The organism is Pseudoalteromonas sp. HM-SA03, from assembly GCF_002289345.1.
In the GTDB taxonomy this organism is placed as follows: Bacteria; Pseudomonadota; Gammaproteobacteria; order Enterobacterales; family Alteromonadaceae; genus Pseudoalteromonas.
The window spans coordinates 1-12,966 of the sequence record NZ_NSDG01000033.1 but is presented as its reverse complement, the minus strand read 5'-3'; the positions used below and the strand labels follow the sequence as shown (position 1 = coordinate 12,966).

The following is a 12,966-nucleotide window of genomic DNA, read 5'->3' as shown; positions in this document are numbered from 1 at the left end:
GCAGAGAAAACTGCTCCAACAACTGGGAAAAATAAACCCCGCTTAAAAAAGCGGGGTTTATCATCAATCTGTAAGGGCTATAGAAATAGCCCTTATTACATTTACTCAAACTGTTACTTTTCATCATCAGGTAAAGTAACGTTCAATTCTAATACTGCTAAATCATCCTCGTTTTGTTCAAACTGGACGTTGACGGCATCCGAATCTACTTTCACGTATTTGCGAATAACATCGAGGATGTCTTGCTTAAGTTGTGGTAAGTAGTCAGGTGTACCACGCTTTGAACGTTCGTGCGCAACGATGATTTGCAGTCGCTCTTTCGCTAATGACGCGCTATTTTTTTTCTCAGAACGAAAATAATCTAGTAATGACACCTTACCCTCCAAAGATCCGTTTGAAGATACCTTTCTTCTCAACTTGTAAGAAACGAAAATCAACGACTTCACCTAATAAGCGGTTAATTGCATCGCTATATGCTTGGCCTGCATCAGACTCTTGGTCCAAGATAACCGGTTGACCTGAGTTAGACGCATTAAGTACTGCTTTTGACTCAGGTATTACACCAAGTAAGTCAATCGCTAGAATTTCTTTAACATCGTCTACCGATAACATTTCACCGCTATCCACACGCTCTGGGTTATAACGTGTTAGCAATAGATGCTCCTTAACTGGCTCTAGGCCCATTTCAGCGCGTTTCGACTTGCTTTGTAGAATACCTAAAATACGGTCTGAGTCACGAACGGATGAAACTTCAGGGTTAGTTGTTACCACTGCTTCATCTGCGAAGTACAATGCCATCATCGCACCCGCTTCAATTCCGGCTGGTGAGTCACAAATGATGAAATCAAATTCTTCTTTCATCTCATTTAACACGCGCTCAACCCCTTCTCGAGTGAGGGCATCTTTATCACGAGTCTGAGAAGCTGGAAGAATATAAAGTTTTTCAACGCGCTTATCTTTAATCAATGCTTGATTTAAATTTGCTTCACCGTTGATAACGTTGACAAAATCATAAACAACGCGACGCTCGCATCCCATGATTAAGTCGAGGTTTCTAAGACCAATATCAAAATCGACAATGGCTGTTTTATAACCCTTTAGCGCTAAGCCAGTACCAATTGCTGCACTTGACGTTGTTTTACCAACACCGCCTTTACCTGAAGTTACGACAATAATTTTTGCCATCTGATTTATCCTTTGACCAAAGCTGTAATTTTTAATGATTCGTCTTGTTGTGTTATTTGAGCAGCTTGACCCCAGTGTTCACCTTGCAGCGAATCACTGATCCAATAACTCCCGTTTATAGACACCAGCTCAGCTTCTAAGCGCTGACAGAATATACTCGTGTCTTCTTGGCCTTGCGCACCTGCGATTGCACGACCACGTAAAGTACCGTAAATGTGCACGTTACCATCGGCGATAACTTCTGCACCATGACTTACAGCACCTAGCACGATCAGATCACGGTCTTTAGCATAAATTTGCTGACCACTACGTACCGTTCCGTTCACAATTTGAGCAGGAAGATAAACTTGTTTTTCTACTACTTCAGCTGCTTGAGATTGTGATGGGGTACTCGGTTGCACATCCCTTGAATAGTTTAGTACAGAAAACCCGGCTTCTTTGGCTAAGTCGTGCTGACTTTGAGTACCGCTACACACACCCACTGGATTGAGCTGTAAATCGACCAGTGTTTGCTTTAACTCTTTGAATTCTACAGTTTGCTCCTGAACATCAGCTAAATTAACCACAATTGGTGCACCTTGAAAAAATTTAGGCGCTTGCGAAATTTTGCTATCAAGATCTTGCCTTAACTTGGTCAGATCTAAAGAAAACAACTGCAGCACAGAGAGTGTAAATAGATTTCCTTTTAGTTCGAATGTTTGATTTGCCATATGTACTCAAATTTCTGTTACAACCGCCGCTAAAGCCTTATCTAGCTGACTTTAGCGCGTAGTAAAACTTTCCACAACTTACTAATAGCATGGTATAGTGACCGCCCATGATTAGCAAGAATTTATAGGCTTATAATGCTCACTGCCATATACAAAAGTCCAAAAAAAGCGGATACGTATCTTTTTGTAACTAAAAGAGATGATTTTTCCAATGTCCCTGCACCGTTAATGGAAACTTTCGGCACTCCTACCTATGTCATGATTATTGACCTTGCGAGAAGAACAAAATTGGGAATTGCTGATCTTGAAACGGTTAAGCAAAAATTAACTGACGATGGGTTTTACTTGCAACTTCCACCGCATACAGAAAGCTTGCTTGATGAATTTAGAAAGCAAAACGGAGTAACAGATTCGTGATAAAAAAAATTTCCCTACTAGTAGCCTCAGTTTGCTTGTCCACATCAGTCTTTGCTAACACTCAAGCGAAGTTTGATGAATACCTCAAAAACTTAAAACAAGAAGCGATTGACAAGGGCTATACACAACAATTAGTTGATGAGGCTTTTGCAACAGCAGTATTTAAGGAAAAGGTGATTAAGGCTGATAAATCCCAGCCAGAAATTGTCGAAACACTAGAAACTTATTTACCCAAGCGCGTCCCTGAATGGAAAATCCAACAGGCCCGCAAACTCTACAAAGAACACCAAGAATCTTTAGAAAAAATAGCAAAAGAATATGGCGTACAGGCACGGTTTATCGTTGCCCTGTGGGGCCTTGAAAGTAACTTTGGTCGTATTCAAGGAGGCTATCCTGTCATCAGTGCGTTAGTGACGCTTGCTTTTGATGGCCGTCGAGAAGCTTTGTATAAAAGACAATTATGGGCTGCGCTGGATATTTTAAGAGATGGTCACATCGGCCTGAATAATTTCAAAGGATCGTGGGCTGGAGCTATGGGGCAAACCCAGTTTATGCCAACTTCATTTACGTCTTATGCCGTTGATTATAATAAAGATGGTCGCAAGGACATTTGGACGACGCAAGAAGATGCTTTTGCGTCAATAGCCAATTACCTGAAAAGTGTGGGCTGGAACGATGATCTTACTTGGGGTCGCCAAGTTAAGCTACCTGAAGGCTTTGATAATAGCTACATTTTAAAGCGTGGTACTAAAACGCACAGCGAATGGTTAAAGGAGTGGAGTAAATCAGAGCGTTCATTGCAGGAGTGGCAAGCGCTTGGTCTTCGTAGGATGGATGGCACTGACTTGCCAAAAGTGAATATCACAGCCGCTTTAGTGATGCCAGATGACGCCAATGGTCGTATGTATCTGGCTTATGACAATTACAAGGCCTTGATGAACTGGAATAGATCTTATTATTTCGCCTCAAGCGTTGGGTATTTATCTGACCGCATAGGCTATCCAAAAATTTAACCGAGAAAGTCAGTCTTAGCCCGTTCTAGCAACGGGCTTTTTTATGCCTATTTATTGGATGATAAAGCTTGCTTCGCAGGCATTAAATTTGCAGTAAACAAAAAGACATATAGCAAAGACGAGTAGTATTCATAAAGCAATAAAAAAGGCAGCGTCCAACTCGCTGCCTTTTGGTTGGGCTAATGTATGCAAGTGTCAATAGTAGGACAAAGGTTGAACTTTGCCCCAAAAGACTCGGTACGAAAATAACGTATATGCAATTAAGGTCGGCACCACAATGACTACACCATATAATAAGAAGGTAAGAGCCGATGCATCAGCGACCGCTTCGAAGATGGTTAGCTTGCCTGGCACTACAAATGGATAAAAGCTATAAACTAAGCCAAAGAAGCAAAGTACAAAGATAAATGCTGAAATCAGGAACGGTAACCAAGCACCATTATCCGGCGACTTTGGCAGTTTTTGTAACACAAGTTCTAAAATCACAAAGAGCGACAAGCAAATAATCGGGGCTGGTAATACGACTAAGGCCATCGGGAGGTCAAACCAACGCTCATAGATCCACTCATTAATTGCTGGGTTGATGATAGAAACGAGCAACACCCCAACAAAGGCTACTCTCGCAAATTTTTTGCACCAGCTAATAGCATCTTGCTGCAATTGCCCTTCACACTTCATAATTAGCCATGCAGAACCAATCAAGCCATACGCGCAGACAACGCCAATTCCACTAAAGACCGCAAATGCATGGGCTAGAGGGGTATTTTCAAAGCCTATAACATAAAGCCCCAGCATATACCCTTGCGCAAATGATGTGAGTAGTGACCCAAATTTAAATACTTTGTCCCACCGCCTTTGGCGTTTAACTCTCGCTTTTGCTCTGAAATCAAAAGCGACACCACGCATAATTAAGCCAAAGAGTAAAAACACAACAGGAATGTAGAGTGCCTGCAAGATCATGCTATGGGCTTGAGGAAACGCGATAAATGCGAGGCCTACAGCTAAAACTAACCACGTTTCATTAGCATCCCAAAATGGACCGATAGAGGCTATCATTGTGTCCGCTGTTTCTTTATCGTCCAGCGGGATCATCATGCCAACGCCAAGGTCGTAACCATCTAATATTGCATAAACAAGCACTGCGAGTGCCATCAAACCTGCATAGATGAGAGATAGATATTCCGGATTAAACACGAGTCACCTCCTCAGCAAATTCCTTCATGTCGTATTCTTCCACTTCTACAGACTTGCTAGCAGTGTGGAACAAAGTGCGAATATAAGCGTACAGTAAGATTGCGTATATCGTCAGATAGCCAACGAGTGTAAATAAGACGTTTTCTGAGGCAATTGTTGTGACAGCATCTTCAACTCTTAAGATACCACTGACGATATAAGGTTGGCGGCCAATTTCTGTGACATACCAGCCTGCGAGGGTAGCCACCCAGCCTGAGAAAGTCATCGCAACAAGCGTTTTCAGTTGCCACTTCGGTAACTCGCCCTTTTTCCATAATGTAAAACGAGTGACAAACGCAACTAAGATCATCAGCATGCCCATCCCAACCATGATTCTAAAACCGAAAAAGACGGGCTTAACAGGTGGGTGTTCACCTTTAAATTCATTAAGCCCTTTAATTTCACCGTTAACGTCGTGGGTAAGAATAAAACTTGCCATGTTAGGAATACCGAGCGCAAAGTCGTTGCGTCTTTCTTCCTCATTCGGAATTGCGAATAATAGTAGTGGTGCACCTTTCTCTGTTTCCCAAACCCCTTCCATTGCTGCAATTTTTTGTGGTTGATGTTTTAGCGTATTTAGGCCATGCAAATCGCCAACGAAAGCCTGCAATGGAGTAAGCAGCGCCGCAACTGTTAACGCAACGGTTAGCGCTTTCTTGGGGGCATGTTTTTCATCGTTTTTCAGCATCCGATACGCACTGACACCAGCTATCAAAAATGAAGCCGTCAGCGCACTAGCTAATAACATATGGAAGAAGCGATAACCGAATGAAGGATTGAAAATAACTTCGAACCAGTCCGTGGGATATACGATACCGTCTCTAAGTTCAAAGCCTGTCGGGGTTTGCATCCAACTATTCAAAGACAGGATCCAAAATGCGGAAAGCGTTGTACCTATGGCGACGATAAAAGTGGCTAAAGTATGTATTTTAGGTGGTACGCGCTTCATGCCAAACAACATGATCCCTAAAAATGTTGCTTCCATAAAAAATGCGGTTAATACCTCATAACCGAGCAAGGGACCTGCAATATTGCCGACTTTCTCCATGAAGCCGGGCCAGTTTGTACCAAACTGAAACGACATGGTAATGCCGCTTACGACACCGAGTGCAAAGGTCAATGCAAAAATTTTGACCCAAAAGCGATAAGCTCTTAACCAAACAGGGTGTTCGGTTAGGTCATACTTGAGTTTAAAAAACACCAGAAACCAAGCTAACGCGATGGTTATCGTGGGGAAGAGAATATGAAAACTAATATTTGCTGCGAATTGTATTCGCGACAACAACAACGTATCAAGCATGACGCACCTCGCACTTTAAGACTTACGTAATAATTTATCCTTTAAATCTATTACTTTACTCACAGAAGAACCGAGCTTCATCAACGATTGCAATTGCTCTGGTGATAGACGTTGAAGTTCCGCTGACCACTTAGTGACGGTTTCAAGTAGGTCATGAATGGATTGCATTTGCTGCTGTGCATACACTTCTTCTGGTGAGTTGGCGCTATCTAGGATTTGGTCACGAAGTAGAGTTAGTGTTGGGTCGATTTCCCTTTTTCTTCTCTCTTCAAATACGCGGTTAGCGAGATCCCAAATAGAGCCGTTTGGAGAGTAGTATTCTTTACGGTCGCCGGGAATATGATGCACCTTAACTAGTTGCCAAGATTGCAATTCTTTTATTCCCATACTCACGTTACCGCGTGAAATTTTTAACGCATCGGCGATTTCGTTCGCTGTTAATGGTTTTTCATTAATAACCAACAAACCAACCATTTGTCCTATTGTTCTGTTGAAACCCCAACGGCTTCCCATTTCGCCGCAATGAAGTACAAAATTTTCTATTTTTGGTGATAAGTTCATTGTTCTAAACTTTCAGTAATTATTGAAACTTTAATATAAAGGTCACTTTGACTTAGATCAAGCATTAATTAAGCTCAACTACAACATAGTGAAAATTAACCTTCCCCGAATATCTATAATTGCCATCCACTGACCGCAAATCAATATAAATTTCAAATCATTGTGATTTAATGCGGCCGCAATCACACGGATTATGCTGCTCAGCCTCCTACTTTTGCAGCGGTACTCACATGACACGGGAATTTATACATGCTAAGAACCCTCCTTTTCACCTTATTTATCTTTAGTTGCACTGCTTTTGCTGAGCGCGCGACAACCATATTGATCTCCATCGATGGGTTTAGATGGGACTACATTGAAAAACACGATGCAAAGAATATTGCAAATCTTGCGAAGCAGGGCGTCCGCGCGACTAAGCTATGGCCTCAATATCCGTCTAAGACATTTCCGAATCACCTGTCTATTGTTACGGGTTTAAAACCAATCAATCATGGCATTGTCGATAATTACTTTTGTGATAAGAAGCGTGAAGAGTGTTATAAGATGGGAATGGGTAAAGTGGATAGCTCGTGGATAAGTGGTATTCCCTTATGGAATCTTGTAAAAATGCACGGGTATAAGTCTGCCGCGTATTTCTGGCCTGAATCAGACGCTAGAATCAATGGTATGACGCCTGACTATTACTATCACTATTCAAAACAAGCCGATTACAAGAACCGTCTAAATGAAATACACAACTGGCTAAAATTACCAAAAAGCGAAAAACCATTGTTTGTCGCCAGCTACTTTTCTCTAGTGGATACCATGGGTCATGAATACGGACCAGATCATGAAAAAACGAGAGAAGCGGTACAATTTGTTGATGGCTTAATTGGAGATTTTGTCGCTGCATTGAAAAGGGACAAAATTAAAGTGAACTTAGTACTCGTTTCTGACCACGGTATGGCAAGCGTAGAGCCAAGCAAAGCCGTGATCCTCGAAGAGCTAGATATACCTAAAGAATGGACTATTAAAAACAGTGGAACGAGGGTGTCGCTTTATGCGCTAGGCGAAGAAAAACTTGAAACAGAGACGCTTATACAGCAGTTACGTAAAAAAGCGAATGGTCGTTATGAAGTATTGAGTAGTGAGCAAAAACTGCAACTAAATGGCGGTGAGTCTTCTCGTATCGCTGACATTATCCTGCAAGCAAAAGCGCCTATTGTCTTTATGCAAAAAAGCAAGCAAGGCTATTATGGTACGCATGGGTATGAGGTGACACCTGATATGGCCGCATTTTTTGTCGCAAGTGGCCCTGCCTTTAAATCGGGTGTAACGATAGAACAAGCTAGCAATTTAGAAGTTTACCCAACACTTACACACATTATGGGGCTTAAGCCACTTAATGAGCTTGATAGTAGGGGGGAAAACCTATTAAAGCTGGTTAGGCAGTAAAACAGGCCATTTATTGTGTTCAGAGCCAATAAATACGAGGCTCTGAACAAAAGCAGTAAAGCGCGCTACTTTTTATTGGAAGCCTTCATTAACCGTTTTGCTAAAGCAAAGACAATATAGACAAGAACCAAGGAATTAAGGACAAGCAATGCATCTTTATCAGATACGAACATCCATATCGCCGCGAGCGCAAGGCAAGCAAGTGTAAAGTGGCCAACTAGTGGATTAGTAGTCTTTTTCTTCATTAGAACTTCGCTGTATTTATGTTCAGATTATTTTACACCTGATAGCTGAGACAATACCAATAATCCGTTCAAAAAACTAAATATTTTTGGCTATGTGGTTATAATACCGGCACACAGAATGTGCACGTTCTTATTCGTTATTGGTCTGACCAGAAGTTTGATATAGATTAACTGTTTCATTCAAACGAATAGCTAAAATGTCATGGAAGTACATTAAAGAGAATTCTTAGTGGTACAAATAAATAAAGCAAAACATTGGTTAGACCTCAAAAAGCTCATACTCATTCTTGCCACATTATGCGTATTTACTTCGTTGCTAAACGCTCTGTTCTCGAGCTACCAAGTTCAAAAGCAAGTGATGGTAAAAGATACCTTGGAGGCAAATCGCGCTTATGCAACTAAGCTCGCGGATGTTACTGATCTCTTTTTACAATCAGTTTTGATGCAATTAAAAGCGTCGAGTGAAACTATTGCCTCGCAGCTAGATAACCCAGAGTTGGTTGATAACGAACTTAAGCAAATGCTTACTCGAACTCATAGTTTTGATTCAATCGTGCTAGTCAACGCTGATGGAGAAATTATCGGTGCTCAACCCAGTTCACTCGGTGTTGTTGGGACTACGCTTATAAATGAAGCCGAAACATCGCCACTTCGTAAACAGGCACCTTTCATTGTAGGGCCATTTATCTCTCCCGCCGGAAATTTGATGGTGAGCCCAACACACCCAATGTTTGATAGAGAAGGTAAATTTGTCGGCTTTATCGCAGCTGGGATTTATCTAAAAGGAGATAATATCTTAGGGCGGCTTCTTGCTAACCACCATCACCAGGACAAGACCTATATTTATGTTACTGGCCCCAACGGTAAACTCATTTATCATCATGATGATCATCGTATTGGGCAAGACGTCACCAAAAATGAGGTCGTTGAATCATTACTTAGCAAAACAGCAGGTTCTGCCCAAATAGTCAATACCCAAGGTGTAGCAATGCTAGCTGGGTATGCTTCCGTACCGACAAGCGGTTGGGGCGTAGTCGCACAACGTCCGTTAGAAGTTACTATGTCGCACCTTTCTAATACTATGCGGCATGTACTCAAAACTACCATTCCATTTACTGTATTTTTGTTGATTTGTGTGCTTGGACTCGGAACCTTAATTGCTAAGCCTTTATGGCGATTAGCTAAGTTATCAGAACAAGTGGAAGATGGCAGAAATATCGATTTTCCACACGTATCCACATGGTATTACGAAGCAGCATGGCTTTATCAGGCAATGCACAGTAGTGTTAAGAACTTAGGGGCACAGATCCAACGCTTTGACGATGAGAGAAAGCAAGATCAGCTGACTCATTTATTCAATAGACGAGGAATGGAAAAGTGGCTAGAGACTGCTTATGAGCAGCAAACCCCGTTTAGCATTATTGCGCTTGATATTGATCACTTCAAACATGTGAATGATACTTACGGTCACGATGTTGGTGATGTGGTAATCAGAAAACTCGCCGAGCTGATGCGCACTAATGCACGTGAACAAGATCACTTATGCCGTAGTGGTGGTGAAGAGTTCTTAATGTTTCTACCGCATGTAGATATAGACAAAGCAGATAGGATTGCTGAACGCCTGCGCGCATGTACCGCTGAAACTGAGTTTGGCGAGGCGGGACATATCACGATTTCTCTGGGGATCTCTCATTGGCCGCTGTGCTCTGAGGATTTACATCATGCACTCAAACTAGCGGACCGTAGTCTATACCAAGCGAAGGCTAACGGTAGAGATCGTGTAGAGCATGCCGTTTTAGCTAATCATAATGTAGCATAATTGAAAATTCGATATTAAAAAGTGAAATCTGCTCCGAATATCGGTAAGATGCATTGCAATTTTTACCGTTACCTAATTTGGAGCTGTACTTTCCATGGCAAAAACATTGAAAGTTCCTCATACGCTAGTGCTATTACTAGGTATGATGCTAATTGCATTGCTGTCGACCTGGATTATTCCACAAGGCTTTTTTGATACTGCAACCACTGACACTGGCAGACAAGTTGTACTTGCTGGCACCTACCATATGGCAGAAGAATCTGTTCACCTTACTCCTTGGGATCTGTTAAAAGCTATTCCTCGTGCTTTTGCTGCTGCGCAAGACGTAATCTTTTTCGTTATGATTGTTGGTGGTGTACTCGCAATCGCACGTGCAACAGGCACTGTTGATGCGTTGATCGGTCGCTTACTTGAGAAAAATGGCGATAAACCACAAAAGCTGATTTTTATGGTGGTGTTCTGTTTTGCAATTGCGTCAAGTGCTATAGGTACCGCAGGTGAATACATTCCGTTTGTACTGATTTTAGTTGCGCTCTGTAAAGCAATGAAGCTGGATGCCATGACTGCCGTTGGCATGATCATCGCGGGTTATGGTATTGGATACGGTGTCTCAGCATTTAACCCGTTTACGGTATTAATTGCCCAGCAAATCGCTGAAGTACCAGTCTATTCAGGTATATGGTTAAGATTTGCTATTTTTGTTCCATTTGTACTGATTGGCTTTCATCATGTATGGAGCTATACAAAAAAGGTACAACAAAATCCTGAACACTCTGTGATGAAAGATGTGCCTTGCCCACTGGCAGGTCAAGCTGCACCTAGCTATCCGCAGCTTAACGGTCGTCATCGAACTATTTTACTTACCTTCATCGCGACGCTAGTGTGTGCCGTTTGGGGAATTGCGACTCAGGGGTGGTATTTATACGAGCTGGGTGGCTTATTTATCGCATGGGGGGTCGTGATTTCAATTCTTGGTAAACTGTCAGCAGACGAAGCTGCAAACCGTTTTATCGAAGGGGTTTCAGACCTAGTTACTACCGCGGTACTTATTGGCGTAGCTCGTGGTATTGCTCTTATTCTTGAAGATGGTCAAATCCTTCACACGATTGTACATGGCCTTTCAACTCCTCTTTCTTATGTTGCAGCAGAAGTTTCGGCCGTCGGCATGCTACTTATCCAAACGCTTTTAAACATGTTTATTCCGTCGGGTTCAGGTCAGGCATATGTGACTATGCCATTGATGGTGCCGGTGGGCGATTTAGTTGGCGTACCAAGACAGGTTGCGGTACTTGCGTATCAGTTTGGTGATGGCTTCTCAAATATGATAGTACCAACGAATGCAGTATTAATGGGGATACTGGGCATGGCGGGCGTCCCTTATACGCATTGGTTTAGATTCTGTCTGCCGTTGATGGCTAAACTCATGATCGCAGCGGCAACGGTATTGGTACTCGCTGTGATGTTTGGTTACGGTTTGGACGTACAACCGCAACTGTAGATAAACAAATTTTCTTCTTAGATAGCGCCAATCGGCGCTATCTTGCTTTTACTAGACCCAATTTCTCATCACAAAGCAAATTTATTGATCTGTATTTATATTCTATGTAGTTTAATAAGCTATTATTATTTATTGAACAAAAATTTTGGTCGAGAATAAGCCATACAGACTTCTATGAATTTAACGTTTACCCATTTTTACAATTTAACATCTACTAATCAGCGATATCAATTTGCGTTGAAACAGTTGTATGAACGATTTGATGCGGATCATTGTTTTGTGGGTAAGTTTATCGATAGCGATAAACGCGTAAAGACCGTGATGTACCTCGCGGATGGTAAAGAAGTCGACAATATTATTTATGACCTTGAAGGGACACCTTGTTTTGATGCAAAAGCAAGCAATGATGTATGTTGCGTCACAAGTGGTTTACAGCAGCTTTATGAAGAGGATGAGATCCTTCGCGTTTTAAGCATAGAGGGCTATCTTGGTTTAACCTTGCGAGCATTAGATCATACACCCATTGGAATAATGGTCTGTTTGTTTAATAAAGAAAAACAAGTCAGCCTAGAAGAAAAGCAATGGTTTCAAGAATTAGGGCACCTGATCTCAACCGAGCTTAGCCATAATTTAGAATTGACCAAACAAGGAATTTTACTAAAGCAACTTGCAAAAGGTGAGCAAATAGCGAACTTATGCACTTGGACGTGGCAACTTAAACAGAACAAACACTACTTTTCTTCACATCTTAATCATCTACTTAAGACAAAAACTCATTCTCCGTCGCTGTCATTGTTACTGTAGTGGTCAACTAATTCCGGACAGTGAATTAAGTTTTTCTTCTGCTACTGCTGGAGCTTGCATATCGTTATGACTATGAGGCCTTCTCCAGTTGTAATAGTTCATCAAGTAAAAGCTAACGTCTTGTTCAGCTTCTTTAAATGAACTGTAGCCTGTACTTGGAAGCCATTCCGTTTTGAGACTTCTAAATAAACGCTCCATCGGGGCATTGTCCCAACAATTTCCTCTGCGGCTCATACTTTGTGTTATTTGATATCGCCATAGTCTTTGCCTAAATTTGATTGAGCTGTACTGACTGCCTTGGTCAGAATGGAACATAACTCCCCAAGGCTTGCCTCTTTGTTCATATGCTCTATCTAATGCTTTGATAGTTAATGCAGTATTTGGCTTTTCTGACATCGCCCAACCGACAACTCGCCGCGCGTATAAATCAATAACTACTGCTAAGTATGACCACTTCTGACCAGTCCAAATATACGTGATATCTCCACACCACACTTGATTTGGATTTTGCACATCGAACTCTCGATTTAACGAGTTTGGTATATCAGGGCGTTCATTCACCGCTACTTTATANAACGTGTGGTCCTGGTTGTTTCGACACAAGGTGCATATCACGCATTATCCGCCTGACCTTGAATAAACCTGTCTCAATCTTTAAATCTGCAAGCATTGCTATGAGTGTACGACTACCCGCAGCGCCTCGACTGAGATTAAAGCAAGCGTTTAGTTGCGCTCTCAGTTTAATCT

Annotated in this window: 12 protein-coding genes and 1 pseudogene; 6 read left to right on the top strand and 7 right to left on the bottom strand. The window is 41.9% G+C overall.

All coding sequences use genetic code 11. The annotated features are described in order from the left end of the window. Positions 1 to 113: 113 nt before the first annotated feature. The 3 genes from minE to minC are packed head-to-tail and all read right to left on the bottom strand — an operon-like array spanning position 114 to position 1,895. Complete coding sequence (minE, locus tag CKO50_RS07110) at positions 114 to 374, bottom strand: cell division topological specificity factor MinE (protein ID WP_010372964.1); 261 nt, start codon at positions 372 to 374, stop codon at positions 114 to 116. A gap of 1 nt (position 375) precedes the next feature. Continuing rightward, a complete protein-coding gene (gene minD / locus CKO50_RS07105; RefSeq protein ID WP_095727585.1) occupies positions 376 to 1,185 on the bottom strand; it encodes a septum site-determining protein MinD in 810 nt (269 codons plus the stop codon). A gap of 5 nt (positions 1,186 to 1,190) precedes the next feature. Further along, complete coding sequence (minC, locus tag CKO50_RS07100; protein WP_010372958.1) at positions 1,191 to 1,895, bottom strand: septum site-determining protein MinC; 705 nt, start codon at positions 1,893 to 1,895, stop codon at positions 1,191 to 1,193. A gap of 135 nt (positions 1,896 to 2,030) precedes the next feature. On the opposite strand from minC, the gene CKO50_RS07095 reads away from it, so the two are divergent. Beyond that, positions 2,031 to 2,312: a YcgL domain-containing protein gene (locus tag CKO50_RS07095; RefSeq protein ID WP_010605401.1), complete on the top strand. Its 282-nt coding sequence runs from the start codon at positions 2,031 to 2,033 to the stop codon at positions 2,310 to 2,312. Then, positions 2,309 to 3,325, top strand: coding sequence for a lytic transglycosylase domain-containing protein (locus CKO50_RS07090; RefSeq protein WP_095727584.1), 1,017 nt, complete (start codon positions 2,309 to 2,311; stop codon positions 3,323 to 3,325). The genes CKO50_RS07095 and CKO50_RS07090 overlap by 4 nt, the downstream gene beginning before the upstream one ends. Before the next feature lie 195 nt (positions 3,326 to 3,520). Here CKO50_RS07090 and CKO50_RS07085 read toward each other — a convergent pair whose 3' ends face one another. Genes CKO50_RS07085 through CKO50_RS07075 form a run of 3 tightly spaced genes read right to left on the bottom strand, consistent with a single transcriptional unit; the run spans position 3,521 to position 6,419 of the window. After that, positions 3,521 to 4,519, bottom strand: a complete 999-nt coding sequence (locus CKO50_RS07085; protein WP_010372949.1) for a cytochrome d ubiquinol oxidase subunit II — start codon at positions 4,517 to 4,519, stop codon at positions 3,521 to 3,523. Then, positions 4,512 to 5,858: a cytochrome ubiquinol oxidase subunit I gene (locus tag CKO50_RS07080; RefSeq protein WP_095727583.1), complete on the bottom strand. Its 1,347-nt coding sequence runs from the start codon at positions 5,856 to 5,858 to the stop codon at positions 4,512 to 4,514. Before CKO50_RS07080 ends, CKO50_RS07085 begins: the two co-directional genes overlap by 8 nt. Before the next feature lie 15 nt (positions 5,859 to 5,873). After that, on the bottom strand, positions 5,874 to 6,419 hold the full coding sequence (locus CKO50_RS07075) for a GbsR/MarR family transcriptional regulator (protein ID WP_010605404.1): 546 nt from the start codon (positions 6,417 to 6,419) through the stop codon (positions 5,874 to 5,876). 249 nt (positions 6,420 to 6,668) lie between these two features. Between CKO50_RS07075 and CKO50_RS07070 the strand changes: the two genes are divergently transcribed. The 4 genes from CKO50_RS07070 (at position 6,669) to CKO50_RS07050 (ending at position 12,219) form a co-directional block, all read left to right on the top strand. Further along, positions 6,669 to 7,853: an ectonucleotide pyrophosphatase/phosphodiesterase gene (locus CKO50_RS07070; protein ID WP_095727582.1), complete on the top strand. Its 1,185-nt coding sequence runs from the start codon at positions 6,669 to 6,671 to the stop codon at positions 7,851 to 7,853. Positions 7,854 to 8,327: 474 nt separating this feature from the next. After that, entirely contained in the window at positions 8,328 to 9,917 is a 1,590-nt protein-coding gene (locus tag CKO50_RS07060; protein ID WP_095727580.1) for a sensor domain-containing diguanylate cyclase, read from the top strand. 94 nt (positions 9,918 to 10,011) lie between these two features. Continuing rightward, positions 10,012 to 11,415, top strand: a complete 1,404-nt coding sequence (locus CKO50_RS07055; protein ID WP_095727579.1) for a YfcC family protein — start codon at positions 10,012 to 10,014, stop codon at positions 11,413 to 11,415. A 174-nt stretch (positions 11,416 to 11,589) separates the two neighbouring features. Then, the gene (locus tag CKO50_RS07050; RefSeq protein ID WP_255229449.1) at positions 11,590 to 12,219 is read left to right on the top strand and encodes a GAF domain-containing protein; all 630 of its coding nucleotides are present in this window, start codon (positions 11,590 to 11,592) and stop codon (positions 12,217 to 12,219) included. Between the two features lie 3 nt (positions 12,220 to 12,222). On the opposite strand, the pseudogene CKO50_RS07045 reads toward CKO50_RS07050, so the two are convergent. After that, positions 12,223 to 12,966: pseudogene (locus CKO50_RS07045) on the bottom strand (IS3 family transposase); the annotation flags it as partial.

What these genes read in the sequence shown, in the direction of transcription:
- CKO50_RS07055 (WP_095727579.1), top strand. Translation starts at nt 10,012, where the DNA reads ATGGCAAAAACATTGAAAGTTCCTCATACGCTAGTGCTATTACTAGGT.
- minD (WP_095727585.1), bottom strand. Translation starts at nt 1,185, where the DNA reads ATGGCAAAAATTATTGTCGTAACTTCAGGTAAAGGCGGTGTTGGTAAA.
- CKO50_RS07080 (WP_095727583.1), bottom strand. Translation starts at nt 5,858, where the DNA reads ATGCTTGATACGTTGTTGTTGTCGCGAATACAATTCGCAGCAAATATT.
- CKO50_RS07050 (WP_255229449.1), top strand. Translation starts at nt 11,590, where the DNA reads ATGAATTTAACGTTTACCCATTTTTACAATTTAACATCTACTAATCAG.
- minC (WP_010372958.1), bottom strand. Translation starts at nt 1,895, where the DNA reads ATGGCAAATCAAACATTCGAACTAAAAGGAAATCTATTTACACTCTCT.
- CKO50_RS07075 (WP_010605404.1), bottom strand. Translation starts at nt 6,419, where the DNA reads ATGAACTTATCACCAAAAATAGAAAATTTTGTACTTCATTGCGGCGAA.
- CKO50_RS07095 (WP_010605401.1), top strand. Translation starts at nt 2,031, where the DNA reads ATGCTCACTGCCATATACAAAAGTCCAAAAAAAGCGGATACGTATCTT.
- CKO50_RS07070 (WP_095727582.1), top strand. Translation starts at nt 6,669, where the DNA reads ATGCTAAGAACCCTCCTTTTCACCTTATTTATCTTTAGTTGCACTGCT.